At 71.5% G+C, this 16615-nt stretch carries 14 protein-coding genes; all 14 read left to right on the top strand.

Annotated elements, in window-relative coordinates:
• The first annotated feature begins 115 nt into the window (after positions 1-115).
• The 14 genes from CHC05_RS15045 (at position 116) to CHC05_RS14980 (ending at position 16504) form a co-directional block, all read left to right on the top strand.
• Positions 116-928 (top strand): ABC transporter permease, encoded by an 813-nt coding sequence (locus CHC05_RS15045; RefSeq protein WP_089249084.1) that lies wholly within the window; start codon positions 116-118, stop codon positions 926-928.
• A 222-nt stretch (positions 929-1150) separates the two neighbouring features.
• Positions 1151-2329, top strand: a complete 1179-nt coding sequence (locus CHC05_RS15040; protein WP_089249542.1) for an ROK family protein — start codon at positions 1151-1153, stop codon at positions 2327-2329.
• Positions 2330-2802: 473 nt separating this feature from the next.
• Entirely contained in the window at positions 2803-4341 is a 1539-nt protein-coding gene (locus CHC05_RS15035; protein ID WP_089249540.1) for a sugar ABC transporter ATP-binding protein, read from the top strand.
• A gap of 28 nt (positions 4342-4369) precedes the next feature.
• Positions 4370-5461 (top strand): ABC transporter permease, encoded by a 1092-nt coding sequence (locus tag CHC05_RS15030; RefSeq protein ID WP_089249082.1) that lies wholly within the window; start codon positions 4370-4372, stop codon positions 5459-5461.
• A gap of 100 nt (positions 5462-5561) precedes the next feature.
• A complete protein-coding gene (locus CHC05_RS15025; protein WP_089249080.1) occupies positions 5562-6626 on the top strand; it encodes a substrate-binding domain-containing protein in 1065 nt (354 codons plus the stop codon).
• Between the two features lie 63 nt (positions 6627-6689).
• Positions 6690-7856 (top strand): Gfo/Idh/MocA family protein, encoded by a 1167-nt coding sequence (locus CHC05_RS15020; RefSeq protein ID WP_089249078.1) that lies wholly within the window; start codon positions 6690-6692, stop codon positions 7854-7856.
• A 653-nt stretch (positions 7857-8509) separates the two neighbouring features.
• On the top strand, positions 8510-9643 hold the full coding sequence (locus CHC05_RS15015; RefSeq protein ID WP_089249076.1) for an inositol-3-phosphate synthase: 1134 nt from the start codon (positions 8510-8512) through the stop codon (positions 9641-9643).
• Complete coding sequence (locus tag CHC05_RS15010; protein WP_089249074.1) at positions 9643-10503, top strand: SCO3242 family prenyltransferase; 861 nt, start codon at positions 9643-9645, stop codon at positions 10501-10503. Before CHC05_RS15015 ends, CHC05_RS15010 begins: the two co-directional genes overlap by 1 nt.
• On the top strand, positions 10500-11342 hold the full coding sequence (locus CHC05_RS15005; protein WP_089249072.1) for a sugar phosphate isomerase/epimerase family protein: 843 nt from the start codon (positions 10500-10502) through the stop codon (positions 11340-11342). The genes CHC05_RS15010 and CHC05_RS15005 overlap by 4 nt, the downstream gene beginning before the upstream one ends.
• Positions 11339-11944, top strand: a complete 606-nt coding sequence (locus tag CHC05_RS15000) for an EboA domain-containing protein (RefSeq protein ID WP_089249070.1) — start codon at positions 11339-11341, stop codon at positions 11942-11944. Before CHC05_RS15005 ends, CHC05_RS15000 begins: the two co-directional genes overlap by 4 nt.
• A complete protein-coding gene (locus CHC05_RS14995; protein WP_089249068.1) occupies positions 11944-12792 on the top strand; it encodes a TatD family hydrolase in 849 nt (282 codons plus the stop codon). The genes CHC05_RS15000 and CHC05_RS14995 overlap by 1 nt, the downstream gene beginning before the upstream one ends.
• Positions 12792-13985 carry a metabolite traffic protein EboE gene (gene eboE, locus CHC05_RS14990; RefSeq protein ID WP_089249066.1) on the top strand — a complete coding sequence of 398 codons (1194 nt, stop codon included), beginning with the start codon at positions 12792-12794 and terminating at the stop codon, positions 13983-13985. The genes CHC05_RS14995 and eboE overlap by 1 nt, the downstream gene beginning before the upstream one ends.
• Positions 13982-15406: an alkaline phosphatase family protein gene (locus CHC05_RS14985; protein ID WP_089249064.1), complete on the top strand. Its 1425-nt coding sequence runs from the start codon at positions 13982-13984 to the stop codon at positions 15404-15406. The genes eboE and CHC05_RS14985 overlap by 4 nt, the downstream gene beginning before the upstream one ends.
• A gap of 30 nt (positions 15407-15436) precedes the next feature.
• Complete coding sequence (locus CHC05_RS14980) at positions 15437-16504, top strand: polyprenyl synthetase family protein (RefSeq protein WP_089249062.1); 1068 nt, start codon at positions 15437-15439, stop codon at positions 16502-16504.
• Positions 16505-16615 lie beyond the last annotated feature (111 nt).

Genomic DNA, 16615 nt, shown 5'->3' with positions numbered 1-16615 from the left:
CCGGGCCCCCACGCCCGCCGCCCGATGCCCGGCGCCCGCCGCCCGGCGCCCTTGGCGATCGACGCCTGCGCTGGCTCCAGGCGCATCTGCGCAGTGACGAGGTGAGGTTGAGAACATGGTCGCGTTGGTCCTGCCTCGGCTGATCAGCTTCGAGGGCCCGGTGCGCCGGTCCATGTCGGTCGCTGAGCGGAATGCTGCCGCGTTGCGGTCGGCCTACTGGCTGGTGATGATCTCGGGGTTCGTCGAGCCGGTTGTCTACCTGCTTTCCATCGGCATCGGGGTCGGCGGCCTGGTCGGCGACCTCACGTTGCCGAGTGGCGCGGTGGTCGACTATGCCGCATTCGTCGCGCCCGCCATGCTCGCCTCGGCCGCGATGAGCGGTGCGCTCGCCGAGGCGACGTTCAACTTCTTCGGGAAGATGAAATACATGCGGCTGTACGAGGGGATGCTGGCCACCCCCGTGCGGCCCTTCGAGATCGCGCTCGGCGAGCTCGCGTGGGCCATGGTGCGCGGCTCGCTCTACTCCGCCGCCTTCCTCGTGGTGATGGTCGCCCTCGACCTGACCACTGTCGGCCGTGCCCTGCTCGCGTTTCCGGCCGCGGTGCTGGTCGGCTTCGCGTTCGGCTCGCTCGGCATGGCGTTCTCGACGTTCATGCGCAGCTGGCAGGACTTCGATTTGATGGGCTCCGCCCAGTTCGCCCTGTTCCTGTTCTCCGGCACGTTCGTGCCGGCGGAGAGCTACCACCCGGCCCTGCGGTGGCTGGTCGAGGTCACCCCGCTCTACCGCGCGGTCGACCTGATCCGGGGCATATCGATCGGCACCGACGAAGTCCTAGGCGGATTGATCGACGTCGGTTATCTTCTGCTCGTCACCGCGGCCGGCCTCGTCATCGCCGGTCGGCGCATGACAACTCTGCTATGTAAGTAGCGCATCACCGCACGTCAGGGCGTTTTGGCCGGACGAAACCGGCATCTCCGCCGCAGTGCGGCGAAGATTCATTAGCCAGGGCCACGGCTTTTGTTGCTCCCAGCAAAAGTTATCTCGAATAGATCTGAAGCTCTTTACACCCACAGCGGAAGCTCATACTGTGTCGTCCACAACACCCGGACGTTGCGCCGGTGTGAACGGGACGACCAAAGGATGGGTGCCGTGCGGGCTGTTGAGCCTCTGCACCTGCGGCTGCTGCGGCTGCTGCGAGACAACGGTGCGGTCTCCCGCGCCGAGCTCGCCGACCGGCTGGAGATGCCGCGACCACGGCTGCTCGCCGAGCTCGAACGCCTGGTGTCATTGGGTTACGTCGCCGAAGCCGGGTTGGCCGCCTCCCGCGGCGGTCGTCGCTCCACTCTGGTCGAGCTCAGCCCCAACCTCCGTTTCGCCGCCGTCGACCTGGGCGCCAGCTCGATCGACGTCGAGATCGTCAACGGCCGGCTGGAGCCCGTCGTGGCCTACGCGGAGCCCGCCGACATCCGCAGCGGCCCCAAGGGCACCTTGCTGCGCGTCAACGAGCTGCTGCACAAGGCCAAAGTGGACGGTGCCTACGAGCGCCTCGACGCGGTCGGCATCGGCGTTCCCGGGCCGGTCAGCTTCCGCGACGGCGTGCCCGTGTCACCGCCGATCATGCCCGGCTGGGACCGCTTCCCGGTCCGCGAGCTGCTGACCCGCGAGCACGGCTGCCCGGCGGTCGTCGACAACGACGTGAACATCATGGCCATCGGCGAACGGCACGGCGGCGTCGCCCACTCGGTCGACGACTTCCTGTTCGTGAAGATCGGCACTGGGGTCGGCTGCGGCATCTACCTCGGCGGAGAGGTCTACCGCGGCACCGACGGCTGCGCCGGCGACATCGGCCACATCCAGGTCGACTCGCACGGTCCGATGTGCTCCTGCGGCAACGTCGGCTGCCTCGAAGCGCTGTTCAGCGGCGCGGCGATCGCCAAGGACGCGACCGCCGCCGCCCGCGCGGGTGGCTCGCCCGCGCTGGCCGAACGGCTCGCCGCGAACGGCTCGGTGACCGCGGTCGACGTCGCCGAGGGCGCCATCGAGGGCGACGTGGTCTGCATCCGCCTGATCCGCGACGGCGGCCGCCGCGTCGGCGGTGTCCTCGCGGGCCTGGTCAGCTTCGCCAACCCGTCGATGATCGTGATCGGCGGCGGCCTCGCCCAACTCGGCCACATCCTGCTGGCCGAAATCCGCAGCGTCGTCTACCGGCGCTCGCTCCCGCTCGCCACCGGCAACCTACCGGTGGTCCTGTCCGAACTCGGCAGCCGCGCAGGCGTGACCGGCGCGGCGGTGCTGGCCAGTGACATGGCCTTCATGGAGGCGTCATGACCGAGAGCACCGCCCCGGAAACCGGCACGCCGTCAGGCGCCACCGGCAACCGGAAACCGACCCCGAACGGCACGACTCCCGAGCCGGTCGACACCTCAGCCACCGAAACGTCGGCGGCGGAGCCCACGGCAGCCGCCACCACGGCGGACGGCGCGTCGGTGGAGACAGGCGAAGCCGGCACCGCCGCGGCAACCACGCCTCCCCGCAAGCGCGCCGCGCGCTCCCCGCGCACCACCACCTCGCGAGCCCGATCCACGGCCAACCCCAGCAACGAAACCCCAGCCCCGGACGCGGCGGGCGAGCCGAGCGCGAGCGCGGAGCAGCCCGGCAGCGTCAGCATCCCGCAGGCGCGGCACGCCGCACCGGACGAAGTGGACAGTGCCGCCCCAGCCGACGTTGAAGACGCCCCCGGCGACACGGTCGACGGCGACGAGGTGGGTTCGGCGGCGACGCCCGTACAAGGTGGCGGCGGTGTGGTCGACGACGGTGCCGAGCGTCCCGTTGTCCTGCGTCTGACCGACGTGGTCAAGACCTTCCCCGGTGTGCGGGCGCTCGACGGTGTGCAGCTCGAGGTCCGGGCGGGTGAGGTGCACTGCCTGCTCGGCCAGAACGGCGCCGGGAAGTCGACGCTGATCAAGGTGCTCTCCGGGGCCCACCAGCCTGACTCCGGTGTGGTCGAGTGGCTCGGGGAGCAGGTTCGGTTCGCCAACCCGCAGGCTGCCAACAAGGCCGGCATCGCGACCATCTATCAGGAGCTCGACCTCGTCGACGACCTCTCGATCGGGGAGAACGCGTTCCTCGGCCACGAGCCCAAGGTCGCCGGTTTCGTGAAGCGCGGCACCATCAACCGCCGTACGCGGGAGATCCTGACCCGGCTCGGGCATGGCGAGATCGCGCCGAACAGGATGGTGCGTACGCTGCCCGCCGCCGGTAAGCAGGTGGTCAGCATGGCCCGCGCGCTGTCGCACGAGGCTCGACTGATCATCATGGACGAGCCGAGTGCCGTGCTCGCGCACGACGAGGTCGAGAACCTCTTCCGGATCATCCGGGAGCTCACCGCGCAGGGCATCGCCGTCATCTACATCTCGCACCGGCTCGAGGAGATTCGCGAGATCGGTGACCGGGTCACGGTTCTCAAGGACGGCCGGACCACCGCCGCCAGCCTGCCGGCGCGCACGACACCGACCCGCGACCTGGTGAGCCGGATGACCGGACGGAGCATCGAGTACGTCTTCCCCACGCGCGTCAACGCTCCGACGGAGCCGGAAGAGCTCCTCCGCGTCGAAGGCCTCGGCCGCGCCGGCGAGTTCGACGACATCTCGCTGACGGTCGGCAAGGGCGAGATCGTCGGCATCGCCGGGCTGGTCGGTTCCGGCCGGTCCGAGCTGCTGGAGACCATCTTCGGCGCGCGGCAGCCCGAGCAGGGCCGGATCTACGTCAAGGGCAAGGCGTTGCGGCCCGGTGCGGTCGGTGCCGCCGTGCGCGCCGGCCTGGGGATGGCGCCCGAGGAGCGCAAGGCACAGGCGCTGCTGCTCGGCGAGCCGATCTACCGCAACATGACGCTTTCGACGTTCAGCAAGATTGCGAAGTTCGGCTTCACTGACACGGGCAAGGAACGGGAAGAGGCGATGAAGGTCGCCGACCAGCTCGAGCTACGCCCGCGCGACGTACGCCGGCCGGTGCGCACCCTCTCCGGCGGCAACCAGCAGAAGGTGGTGGTCGGGCGCTGGCTGCTCGGCGACACCGACCTGCTGCTGCTCGACGAACCCACCCGCGGCGTCGACGTCGGCGCCCGGGCCGAGTTGTACCAGGTGATCCACGCACTCGCGGCGCAGGGCGTCGGGGTGCTGCTGGTTTCCAGCGAAGTTCCGGAGGTCCTCGGCCTCAGCGACCGGGTGCTGGTCATGCGCGAGGGCCGGATGGTCCGCCACGCCCGCGCCGAGGAGCTCGACGAAGAGACTGTGCTCGACCTCGTCATGGCGGGGTCCTTGATGGAAGGTGCGCCAGCATGACCGTCAGCGCAACGAGCGGAGACCAGCGATGACCGGGCTTCCCGCTCAGACGGCGCCGGCCGTCAAGGAGGCTCTGGGCGGCGGCCCGGAGGAGAAGGGCGGCGGCGGTGGCAGCAACGGCTGGTGGCACAGCGACGCCGGCGAGGCGACCCGGCGCAACCTCGGCCTGATCGGCGTGCTGGCCGGTCTGATCCTGATCGGCATCATCACGCAGCCCGAGCTCTACGGTCGCGAGGGCTGGTGGATCACCAACGTCTGGGCGATCCTCAAGCTCGGCGCGACGGTGGGTGTGGTCGCGGTCGGCATGACCTTCGTGATCATCGGTGGCGGCATCGACCTCTCGGTCGGCGCCATCATCGCTCTCGCGGGCGTCTGGTCCACGACGGTGGCCACCCAGGAGATGGGCACGTTCTTCATGATCCTCACGGCGCTGGTGGTCGGCGTCGTGGTCGGATTGATCAACGGCTTCCTGATCTCGTACGGGCGCCTGGTGCCCTTCATCGCCACGCTGGCGATGCTGGTGGCCGCCCGGGGTCTGGCCGCCCAGATCTCCAACAAGCAGACCCAGCAGACCGACAACCGGACGATCAACGCCATCGCCGCGGAGGACTTCCTCGGCGTGCCGATCCTGGTCTGGATCCTCGCCGTCGTCGTGGTCCTGGGCTGGATCCTGCTCAACCGCACGACGTTCGGCCGGCGCACGGTCGCGATCGGCGGCAACGTCGAGGCCGCCCGCCTGGCCGGCATCAACGTCCGACTGCACACCATGATGTTGTACGCACTCGCCGGGCTCTGCTGCGGCATCGGCGCCGTGATGCTGACGTCGATCGGCACGTCGGCGCAGGCGGCGATGGCCACCAACTACGAGCTCGACGCGATCGCCGCCGTGATCATCGGTGGCACGTTGCTCAGCGGCGGCCGAGGCACCATCGTCGGCTCGCTGCTCGGCGTCGTCATCTTCTCCACCATCACCAACCTGTTCACCCTCAACGCCTTGTCGACCGAGGTCCAGAACATGGTCAAGGGCGGCATCATCGTGGCCGCCGTGCTCATCCAGCAGTTCCGCTTCAACTCCCTGAGCCAGTTCTTCAAACGGAACCGGATAACCGCAGCTAGCTGACAGCGACGCACCTGATCCATGGTGGTCGTCCGATCCGGACGATCGCTTGGCTCCACACACCCTCGATACCCCCGCAAGTAGAGAATCCAGGAGGTCGTCAATGACCCAGCACGACCCGGTCCGCCGGCGGTTCCTGCTCGGCGGCGCCGCGCTCGGCGCCGGTGCTCTCCTCGCCGCTTGCACGAGCAACGACAGCGGCGACGACAACACCAACACGCAGACGCAGGGTGGCAACAACGCCTCGCCGAACGCCAACACGGCGCCCGGCAAGAAGGTCACCATCGGTTTCTCCGCACCCGCGGCCGACCACGGCTGGATCGCGGCTATCACCAGCAACGCCAAGGCACAGGCCGCCGAGTACTCGGATGTCACCTTCACGACGGTCGAGGCCGGTGCGGACGCCGCCGCGCAGCGCTCCGCGTTGTCGACGATGATCTCCCAGAAGCCGGACGTCATCGTCCTGCTGCCGCACGACGGCAAGGAGCTCAACGCGTTCGGCCTCGAGGCGATGAAGGCCGGCATCCCGGTCGTCAACCTCGACCGCGCCTTCCCCGACGCGCTCGCCTACCGCCTGCAGATCAAGGGCGACAACTACGGCATGGGCGTCGCGGCCGGCAACTACATCGCCGAGCAGATGAAGGCCAAGGGCGTCAGCAACCCGATCATCGGCGAGATCGCCGGTATCGACAACCTGGAGCTGACCCAGGAGCGTTCGGCCGGCTTCAAGGCCGCGCTGGCCGCGGCCGGCCTGACGGTCGCCAACCGGCGGGCGGCGGGCTTCACGGTCGACACCGGTCAGGCCGAGATGAGCCAGCTCCTCCAGGCGCTGCCGAAGATGGACGCGCTCTGGAACCACGACGACGACCAGGGCATCGGTGTCCTGGCCGCCGCCAACCAGGCCAACCGCAAAGAGTTTCTGATGGTCGGCGGGGCCGGCTCCAAGGCCGCGATCGAGGCCATCCAGGCCGACAACTCGGTCCTGAAGTGCACCGTCACGTACAGCCCGTCGATGGCCTCCTCGGCCATCTCGCTCGCTCGCCTCATCGCGCAGGGCAAGGGCATGTCCGACCTGGTCGAGCTCCAGGTGCCGAAGGAGATCATCCTGGCCTCGGAGACGATTACCAAGGAGAACGCGAGCACCTACCTCCCGCTCGGGTTCAGCTAAAGGGGGAGACCCACCTTGTCCACTGATTCACGTTCCCGTAAGGACCACGAGCTGCGGGTCGGCATGGTCGGCTACGCGTTCATGGGCGCCGCGCACTCCACCGCGTGGCGCACCGTGAACTCGGCGTTCGACCTGTCGACGCAGGCCCGTATGGCCCTGATCTGCGGCCGTGACGAGTCGAAGGTCGCCGGTGCGGCCGCGAAGCTCGGCTGGGACGCGTACACGACCGACTGGCGCGAGGTCATCGAACGCGACGACATCGACGTGGTCGACGTGTGCACGCCAGGCGACAGCCACGCCGAGATCGCGATCGCGGCGCTGGCGGCAGGCAAGCACGTACTGTGCGAGAAGCCGCTGGCGAACTCGGTCGACGAAGCCCGCGCCATGGTCGCCGCGGCGGCCAAGGCGCAAGCCAGCGGCATCCGGTCGATGTGCGGGTTCAACTACCGCCGCGTTCCGGCCGTCGCGATGATGAGACAGCTCATCGCGTCCGGCCGGATCGGAGTGATCCGCCACGTCCGCGCGGTCTATCTGCAGGACTGGATCGTCGACCCGCAGTTCCCGCTGGTCTGGCGACTCCAGAAGGACAAGGCGGGCTCCGGTGCCCTCGGTGACATCGGGGCGCACATCATCGACCTGACCCAGTACGTCACCGGCCAGAAGATCACCGGGGTCAGCGCGCTGACCGAGACGTTCGTCAAGGAGCGTCCGCTGCCGGCCGAGTCGAGCGGCCTGGCCGCCTCGTCCGGCGAGGCGGCGGAGGCCACCGGCCAGGTCACGGTCGACGACGCCGCGCTGTTCCTGGCCCGGCTCGACGGCGGCGCCATCGCCACGTACGAGGCGAGCCGCTTCGCGATCGGGCGCAAGAACGGCCTCCGGGTCGAGATCAACGGGTCGCTCGGCTCGCTGGTCTTCGACCTGGAGCGGCTCAACGAGCTGGAGTTCTACGACTCCGCGGCACCCACCGCAGAACAGGGCTTCAACCGGATCCTGATCACCGAGGCCGACCACCCGTACATGGCCGCCTGGTGGCCGCCCGGCCACATCATCGGCTACGAGCACTCCTTCACCCACGAGATGCGCGACTTCATCGAGGCCATCGCCACCGGCACCGACCCGGCGCCCTCGTTCCTCGACGCCCTCCAGGTCCAGCTCGTGCTGGACGCGGTGGCGCGCTCGGCGGACCAGGGCACGGTCTGGACCGACGTCGAACCGGCACTCGCCGAATAGTCGCCCGACCCCTCGGGCCGACCCGCGAGGGTCCCGCCGCGGTTGCGCCCCGCGGCGGGACGGGTCGTCCGGAGGTATCCGGTCGTCCGGTGCGACCGGACCGGGATTCCCGGTCGCACCGGACGCCGACCGGCACCACCCGCAAGGCACCACCCGCAAGGCACCACCCGCACGGCACCACCCGCACAGGTCCGCACCGCACTCCACGACGACACAGGCAACAACCTTGGCGAAGCAGGCATCTCGCCAGGGGTCAGGCACTCTCCGCGTCACACCCGTTCGCGCCCACGAGCCGGTGCCTCAGGCGCCCGCCCCATGACCCCGGAGGGCACTATGAGCCGTCCGCCACATCCACCCTTCCTTCTTCCTCCCGGCGCTGCCGCTGGTGTTCCGCGGCCGCCACACCTTTGACCCCGGCATGACGCGGGGGAGGCAGGGCCGCGACGCCGACCGGCCCTGCCTACCAAGCCCCGTCCGCCCGATCCGGCCCGGGTCCGGGTCCGGCGTCGTTGCCGCCGACTCCGACGCCGTTTCCGGGGTGCCATCCCGAGGGCGGTTCGGGCGGGCGGGGCCCATGCCAGCGACCGGCTAGCGCCGGCCGCAAAGAACCACGGGGGAACAGAGCACCAGTTCAGCGAGCAGGAGGGGACACCATGAAAACGGGTGTCTGGTTGGTAGGCGCGCGCGGATCCGTCGCGACCACCAGCATGGTCGGGGCCTTGGCGCTGCGCGCCGGGCTCGCCGAGCCGACCGGGTGCGTGACCGAGCACCCGGATCTGCGCGGATCAGCGCTGCCACCGATCGCCGATCTGGTGTTCGGCGGCCACGACGTCGTCACCACATGCCTGGCCAAGAAGGCGGAGACCCTCGGCGAGGCGGGTGTCGTGCCGCCCCGGCTGGTCGCCGCCGTCGCCGAGGACCTGACCGCCGTCGAGGAGAACCTGCGGACCGTACCCGCCGGTGGGACCCAGGCCGAGACGGCGGCCGCACTGGCCGCCGACATCACCGGGTTCCGCGAGCGGCTGGGCCTGGAGCGGGTCGTCGTCCTCAACGTCTCCACCACCGAGTCGTTGCCTGAGCCGCGACCCGCGCACGGCGACCTCGACCTGCTCCGCACCGAGCTCGCCGCCGGCGGTTCGCCGCTGCCGGGCAGCTCGCTGGCCGCGTACGCGGCGTTCACCGCTGGTGCGTCCTACGTGGACTTCACTCCGTCCACCGGTGCCCGGCTGCCGGCCCTGGACGCGCTGGCCCGCGAGCAGGGCCTGCCCTACGGCGGCCATGACGGCAAGACCGGCGAGACGCTGGTCAAGTCCGTCCTCGCGCCCATGTTCGCCCAGCGCAACCTGAACGTGCGCAGCTGGAGCGGCCTCAACCTGCTCGGCGGGGGCGACGGCGCCAACCTGGCCGCGCCCGGGCCCAACGCCGCGAAGTCCGCCAGCAAGCAGCGGGTGCTCGCGGAGACCCTCGGCTACGAGCCCGAAGGCAACACCCGCATCGAGTACGTCGACGACCTGGGCGACTTCAAGACCGCCTGGGACCTGGTCAGCTTCGCGGGCTTCCTCGGCGTCCGGATGCGGATGGAGTTCTCCTGGCACGGCTGCGACTCCGCGCTGGCCGCGCCGCTGATCCTCGACCTGGCCCGGCTGACCAGCGCCGCACACCGGGCCGGCCGGCAGGGACCCCTGACCGAGCTGGCCTTCTTCTTCAAGGACCCGATCGGCGACGTGCCGCACGGCCTGAGCGAGCAGTGGGACCTGCTGCGCACCTTCGTCGCCGGCCTGCGCTGATGCCGACCGTAAAGGATTACGCGGAGCTGGTCCGGGCACCCGCCGGGCTGTCCGTGCCCGGCGACGTGGTGGCCGGCGCGGCGGCGGCGGGCGCGCTCGGCGCCCGCACGCCCGCCCTGGCCGGCTCCTCGGTGCTGCTCTACTGGGCCGGCATGGCCGCCAACGACTGGGCCGACCGCGACCTCGACGCCAAGGAACGCCCGGAGCGACCGATTCCCAGCGGCCGCATCGCGCCAAGCCACGCGTTCGCGGTCGCGGCCGGACTGACCGCGGCGAGCCTCGCCGTCGCCCGGGCCGCCGGCGGACGGCGGGCGCTCACGGTCGCGGTCCCGCTCGCCGCCGCGGTCTGGGCGTACGACGTCAAAGCCAAGAACACCGCCGCCGGACCGGCCGTGATGGCCGCCTGCCGAGGGCTGGACGTGCTGCTCGGCGCCACCGGTGGCCGGACCGCCCGCGCAATACCGGCGGCCCTGGTGGTCGCCGCGCACACGTACACCGTCACCGAGCTGTCCCGCCGCGAGGTCTCCGGCGCCGACCCGCTGCTCCCGGTCGTCACCCTGGCCGGCACGGCGGCGGTGGCCGCCGCCGCGACCAGGCCGGGCCGGCAAAGAGGGTGGCGGGCACTGGTTCCGGCGGCGCTGGCCGCCTGGTACGCGGCCCGCTACGGCGCCGCCCAGGTCCGGGCCGTGGCCGACCCGTCGGCACCGGTGGTCCGCGCGGCCGTCGGCGCCGGCATCACCTCGCTGCCGGCCCTGCAGGGCGCGCTCGCCGCCGGAGCGGGTGCTCCGGCACCGGGTGCGCTGGTGGCCGCCGCCGCCCCGCTGGCCCGGGCGCTGACCCGGAGGGTGGCCGCGACATGAGGTTCGGCTACGGCACCAACGGCTTCGCCAACCACCGGCTCGACGACGCCCTCGCGGTGATCGCCGACCTCGGGTATGCGGGCGTCGCCCTCACCCTCGACCACGACCACCTCGACCCGTTCGCGCCGGGTCTGGCCGCCCGCACCGACGCCGTCGCCCGCCGCCTGGCCGACCTCGGCCTCGGCGTGATGATCGAGACCGGCGCCCGCTACCTGCTCGACCCCTGGCACAAGCACGCGCCGACGCTGCTGCACGACGAGCCGGAGCTCCGGCTCGAGTTCCTGCGGCGGGCCATCGCCATCGGTGCCGACCTGGGCGCCGAGGCGGTCTCGTTCTGGAGCGGCATCCGGCCACCCGGGGTCGACCCGGAGACGGCCTGGCAACGGCTCGTCGACGGCTGCGCGGCCACCGTGAAGACGGCCGAGGAACGGGGTGTCACGCTCGGCTTCGAGCCCGAACCGGGCATGTTCGTGGAGGACATCGCCGGCTGGCGCCGGCTGCACGCCGCGCTCGGCGCTCCCGCCGCGTTCGGCATCACCCTCGACATCGGACACTGCCGCTGCCTGGAGCCCGACCCGGTGCCGGACTGCGTCGCCGCGGTCGCCGACCACCTGGTCAACGTACAGATCGACGACATGCGCCGGGGTACGCACGAACATCTCGAGTTCGGCGAAGGGGAAATCGACTTCCCCCCGGTGCTGCGCGCCCTGGACGACGCCGGCTACACCGGTCTCGTCGCGGTCGAGCTGCCCCGGCACTCGCACGCGGCCCCGGACGTCGCCGCGCGCTCGATCGACTTCCTCCGCAACGCCGCCCACGCGCGAGAGGAGACGCGATGAAACCCGAAGAGTTGCGCGCCGCACTGGACCCGTCCGCGGTCGACTGGGTCGACGAGGCGATGCGCCAGGTGTGGGCAGACCCGGGTGCGATCGCCCGGCTGTTCCCACGAGCGGCCCGCGCCTGCGGGCGCGGGCCCATCAAAGATGGCTGGACCGCCGACGAGGCGGCCCGCGCCCTGCTGCTGGCCGCGCTGCCGGCCGACCGGGTCGCCGTCGAGGTGGACCGGCTCTACCGCTACGGCGACGCCAGCGAGAAACGGGCCGTGCTGCGCGCGCTGCCGTTGCTGCCGATCGGCGACGCGGGCGTGCCCCTGCTGCACGACGCGATCCGCACCAACGACACCCGCCTGGTCGGCGCCGCGCTCGGCGCCTACGCCGCGCACCTGGACGCCGCGACCTGGCGCCAGGCGGTGCTCAAGTGCGTGTTCATGGGTCTCCCGCTGTCCATCGTGGACCGGCTCGACGAGCGGGCCGACGAGGAGCTGCGGGTGATGCTCGCCGGGCTGGCGGAGGAACGGGCCGCCGCCGGGCGGCCGATGGCGGCCGACGCCACCGGGCTGCTGCACCGGTTGGCCGGCACCGCACTGCGGAAAGAGGCGTGATGCGAATCTTCGACCCCCACATCCACATGACCTCGCGTACGACCGACGACTACGAGCGGATGGCCGCCGCCGGCGTGCGGGCGCTGGTCGAGCCGGCGTTCTGGCTCGGCCAGCCGCGCACCTCGGTCGCCTCGTTCACCGACTACTTCGACTCGCTCGTCGGCTGGGAGCCGTTCCGGGCAGGCCAGTTCGGCATCCGCCACCACGCCACCATCGCCCTCAACCCGAAAGAGGCCAACGACCCGCGCTGCGCCGGCGTCCTCGACGTGCTGCCCCGCTACCTCGAGAAGGACGGCGTCGTCGCGGTCGGCGAGATCGGCTACGACTCGATGACGGCCGAGGAGGACCACGCGTTCGCGGCGCAGCTCGCCCTGGCCATCGAGCACGAGCTTCCGGCGCTGGTGCACACCCCGCACCGGGACAAGGCGCGCGGCACCGAGCGCACCATCAAGGTGGTCGCCGAGTCCGGCATCGAGCCCGGCCGGGTGGTCGTCGACCACCTCAACGAGGTGACCGTCGCGGCCGTCAAGGACTCCGGCAGCTGGGCGGGCTTCTCCATCTACCCCGACACCAAGATGTCGCCGCCGCGGATGGTGGAGATCCTCAAGCAGTTCGGCACGGAGCGGGTACTGGTCAACTCCGCCGCCGACTGGGGCAAGTCGGACCCGCTGCTGACCCGCGAGACGGCCGACCTGATGCTGGCCAGCGGGTTCAGCGACGACGACGTCGACCTCGTGTTCTGGCGCAACCCGGTGGCCTTCTACGGGCAGTCCGGCAAGCTCGACCTGGACGACATCGCGCCCGGCGCGTCGTTCGAGGGCAACTCGATCCTGCGCGGGGGCAGCTGATGCGGCTGCGCCACCGTGACGGTCAGACCGTCCATCTCAGCTACTGCACGAACGTGCACCCGGCGGAGGACTTCGCGGGCATCGTCGCGCAGCTCGACACGTACGCGGTCAAGGTGCGCGAGCGGCTCGGCGCCGATCTGCTCGGCCTCGGGCTGTGGCTGCCCGCGCCGGTCGCCGCCGAGCTGGCCGGCCGGGCCCGCCTGCGGCGCCAGCTCCGGGCCGAGCTGGACGCCCGCGGCCTGGAGGTCGTGACGCTCAACGGCTTCCCGTACCAGTCGTTCCATGCCCCGGTCGTCAAGCAGGCCGTCTACCACCCGGACTGGACGACGCCGGAGCGCCTGGAATACACCCTGGACCTGGCCCGGGTGCTGCTCGACCTGATGCCCGACGACGCCACCCGGGGCTCCATCTCCACCCTGCCGTTCGCCTGGCGCGAGCCCTGGGACCAGGGGCAGTCGGGCGCCGCCGAGCGCGTGCTGGAACGGCTGGCCACCGGCCTGGCCCGGATGGCCTGGGAGACCGGGCGCGCGGTCCGGGTGGCGTTCGAGCCGGAGCCGGGCTGCGTGGTCGAGTCGACCGAGCAGGCGGTGCGCCACCTGGCCCCGATCGACACCGACCGGATCGGCGTCTGCCTCGACCTGGCCCACCTGGCCTGTGCCTGGGAGGAGCCGGCCGAGGCGGTGGGCCGGCTCCGCGAAGCCGGGATCCCGGTGGTCAAGGTGCAGGTCTCCGCCGCGTTGGAGGCGGCCGACCCGGTCGCCGCCGCCGACACGCTGCGGGAGTACGTGGAGCCCCGCTTCCTGCACCAGACCCGCTGTGCCACCACGGCCACGGCCGCCGACCCCGCCGACCCGGCGAACGCGGCCGACGACCTCGACGAGGCACTCGACCGGGGCCTGTCGGGCGGCGCCTGGCGGGTGCACTACCACGTGCCCCTGCACGCCGAGCCCGTCCCGCCGCTGACCTCGACCGTGCCGGTGCTGAAGGCGGCCCTCGGTGAGCTGGTCGGCGGCGAGAAGGCCCTCTGCGACCACCTCGACGTCGAGACGTACACCTGGGGTGTGCTGCCCCCCGCCCGCCGGCCGGAGGGCGACGCGGCGCTGGCCGATGGCATCGCCGCCGAGCTGGCCTTCGCCCGGGACACCCTGGTGGGCCTGGGTCTCTCCGAGCACCGAAGCGAGGTCGCCGCATGAGTCCGACGCCACTGGTCGTCATCAACGTCGTGGGGCTGACGCCGCGGCTGCTCGAACGGATGCCGCGCCTGCGCGGGGTCGCCGAGCGCGGCTTCCAGGCCGAGCTCGGCACCGTGCTGCCCGCCGTCACCTGCTCGGCCCAGGCCACGTTCCTGACCGGCGAGCCGCCGTCCGGGCACGGCATCGTCGGCAACGGCTGGTACTTCCGCGACCTCGGCGAGGTGTTCCTCTGGCGGCAGCACCACGCGCTGATGGGCGGCGAGAAGGTCTGGCAGGCGGCCCGCCGCACCCACCCCGGCTACACGGTGGCCAACGTCTGCTGGTGGTACGCCATGGGCGCCGACGTCGACTGGACGGTCACGCCCCGGCCGATCTACTACGCCGACGGGCGCAAGGAGCCCGACTGCTACACGGATCCGCCGGAGCTGCACGACGAGCTCACCGCGACGCTCGGCGACTTCCCGCTGTTCACCTACTGGGGCCCGAACGCCGGCATCGCGAGCTCGCGCTGGATCCGCCGGGCCGCCGAGCAGTTGCTGGCCACGCACCTGCCCGACCTGACGCTGGTCTACCTGCCGCACCTGGACTACGACCTGCAGCGGTTCGGCCCGGGCGCACCGCAGGCGGCCGCGGCGGCCTCGGCCCTCGACGCCGAGATCGGCCCGCTGCTGGACGCCGCCGACCGGCGCGGCGCCACGGTCGTGGTCCTGTCCGAGTACGGCATCACCGACGTGTCCCGCCCGGTCGACGTCAACCGGCTGCTGCGGTCCGAAGGGCTGCTGCACGTCTACACCCAGGACGGCATGGAATACCTGGACCCGTGGACCTCGAAGGCGTTCGCGGTCGCCGACCACCAGGTGGCGCACGTGTACGTGAAGGACAAGACCGACCTGCCCGCCGTACGCAAGCTGTGTGAAGGCCTGTCCGGGGTGGCCGAGGTGCTCGACGCCGACGGCAAGGCGGCCGCCGGCCTCGACCACGAGCGGGCCGGCGAGCTCGTGCTCGTGGCCGAGCCGGACGCCTGGTTCACCTACTACTACTGGCTCGACGACAGCCGCGCGCCCGACTTCGCGCGGCTGGTGGAGATCCACCGCAAGCCGGGGTACGACCCGGCGGAGCTGTTCTTCGACCCGGAGAACCCGGGGAAGGCCAAGGGCCGCGCGGCGGTCGCGTTGGCCCGCAAGAAGCTCGGCATGCGCTACCTGATGAGCGTCGTCGGGCTCGACGCGGGCGCGCGGGCGGTCCGCGGCTCGCACGGCCGGCTGCCGGCGGACGCCGCCGACGCGCCGGTGCTCCTCTGCACCGACCCCGCCGCGGCGCGGGAACGGTTCGCCGCGACCGAAGTGAAAGACCTGTTGCTGCGGCTGGCCGGACTGACCTCGGCCAACGCCACGGCCGGCCCCGGGCCGGCGAACGACTGAAGTCGGCCTCCGGGCCGCCGAGGAGGAGTGATGACGGTCGACGTCCGCCCCATGGACGCCGCGGAGCTGCGCGCGCGGTTCGACGCCGAGCTGGCCGCTTTCCTGGAACGCCAGGATCCGGACTGGCCCGACGGCGCACCGCGTGGCGTCTTCACGACGCTGCACCGCTTCGTGCTCGCCGGCGGCAAGCGGCTCCGGCCGCTGTTCTGCTACTGGGGCTGGCGTTCGGCCGGCGGTGTCGACGGCGCACCGATCATCGCGGCCGCGGCGGCGCTGGAGCTCTTCCACGCGTTCGCCCTGATCCACGACGACATCATGGACGGCAGCGACCGCCGGCGCGGCGAGCCGTCGGTGCACCGGCTCTTCGCGGACCTGCACACCCGCTCGTCCTGGCGCGGCGACCCGGCCTCGTACGGGCGCAACACCGCGCTGCTCTGCGGTGACCTCTGCGCGGCCTGGGCCGACCAGATGTTCCACGAGTGCGGCCTCACTCCCGAGCAGGTGCACCAGGGGTACGGCGTGTTCGCCATCATGCGCACCGAGGTGATCGCCGGTCAGTACCTGGACCTGGTCTCCGGCGTCGGCGACGGCTCGGTGGCCAGCGCCCTGACCGTGATCCGGATGAAGGCCGCCCGCTACACGGTGACCCGCCCGCTGCAGATCGGTGCCGCGCTGGCCGGCGCCGGCCAGGAGGCCCTCGCGGCCCTGGCCGCGTTCGGCGACCCGCTCGGCGACGCGTTCCAGCTCCGCGACGACGTGCTCGGCGTGTTCGGCGACCCGGCCGTGACCGGCAAGTCGATCCTCGACGACCTGCGTGAGGGCAAGCCGACCGTGATGATGGCGCTGGCCCGGGGCAGTGCCGACCGGGAGCAGCAGCGCCGCCTGAAGGAGCTGTTCGGCAACCCGGACCTCGATCCCGACGGCGCCGCCGAGCTGCGGCAGGTCATCATCGACACCGGCGCGCTCAGCCGGATCGAGCAGATGATCAAGGTGCGCACGGACGCGGCGTTGGGTGCGTTGGCGGACGCCCCGGTCTCGGCGGAGGCGCTCCCGGTGCTCACCGCGCTCGCGGCCGAGGCCGTCGACCGGCAGCTCTGAGGCGACTTTTCGCCGTACCGGCGAAAGTGGAGCCATCTGCGACAGAAGCTATAGACACATGTCCCTGAACTAATTTACTGTGTCGACCACCGCGGTTTACAGAATTGGAAT

The sequence above is a fragment of the Asanoa hainanensis genome, from assembly GCF_900188485.1.
Lineage (GTDB): Bacteria > Actinomycetota > Actinomycetes > Mycobacteriales > Micromonosporaceae > Asanoa > Asanoa hainanensis.
Note: the sequence above shows the minus strand (reverse complement) of the source record. Positions and strands in the feature narration are given on the sequence as shown.

Excerpts from the sequence above, each read along its gene's own strand:
- CHC05_RS15045 (WP_089249084.1), top strand. The coding sequence starts at position 116 with ATGGTCGCGTTGGTCCTGCCTCGGCTGATCAGCTTCGAGGGCCCGGTG.
- CHC05_RS15030 (WP_089249082.1), top strand. The coding sequence starts at position 4,370 with ATGACCGGGCTTCCCGCTCAGACGGCGCCGGCCGTCAAGGAGGCTCTG.
- CHC05_RS15025 (WP_089249080.1), top strand. The coding sequence starts at position 5,562 with ATGACCCAGCACGACCCGGTCCGCCGGCGGTTCCTGCTCGGCGGCGCC.
- CHC05_RS15020 (WP_089249078.1), top strand. The coding sequence starts at position 6,690 with ATGGTCGGCTACGCGTTCATGGGCGCCGCGCACTCCACCGCGTGGCGC.
- CHC05_RS15015 (WP_089249076.1), top strand. The coding sequence starts at position 8,510 with ATGAAAACGGGTGTCTGGTTGGTAGGCGCGCGCGGATCCGTCGCGACC.
- CHC05_RS15010 (WP_089249074.1), top strand. The coding sequence starts at position 9,643 with ATGCCGACCGTAAAGGATTACGCGGAGCTGGTCCGGGCACCCGCCGGG.
- CHC05_RS15005 (WP_089249072.1), top strand. The coding sequence starts at position 10,500 with ATGAGGTTCGGCTACGGCACCAACGGCTTCGCCAACCACCGGCTCGAC.
- CHC05_RS15000 (WP_089249070.1), top strand. The coding sequence starts at position 11,339 with ATGAAACCCGAAGAGTTGCGCGCCGCACTGGACCCGTCCGCGGTCGAC.
- CHC05_RS14995 (WP_089249068.1), top strand. The coding sequence starts at position 11,944 with ATGCGAATCTTCGACCCCCACATCCACATGACCTCGCGTACGACCGAC.
- eboE (WP_089249066.1), top strand. The coding sequence starts at position 12,792 with ATGCGGCTGCGCCACCGTGACGGTCAGACCGTCCATCTCAGCTACTGC.
- CHC05_RS14985 (WP_089249064.1), top strand. The coding sequence starts at position 13,982 with ATGAGTCCGACGCCACTGGTCGTCATCAACGTCGTGGGGCTGACGCCG.
- CHC05_RS14980 (WP_089249062.1), top strand. The coding sequence starts at position 15,437 with ATGACGGTCGACGTCCGCCCCATGGACGCCGCGGAGCTGCGCGCGCGG.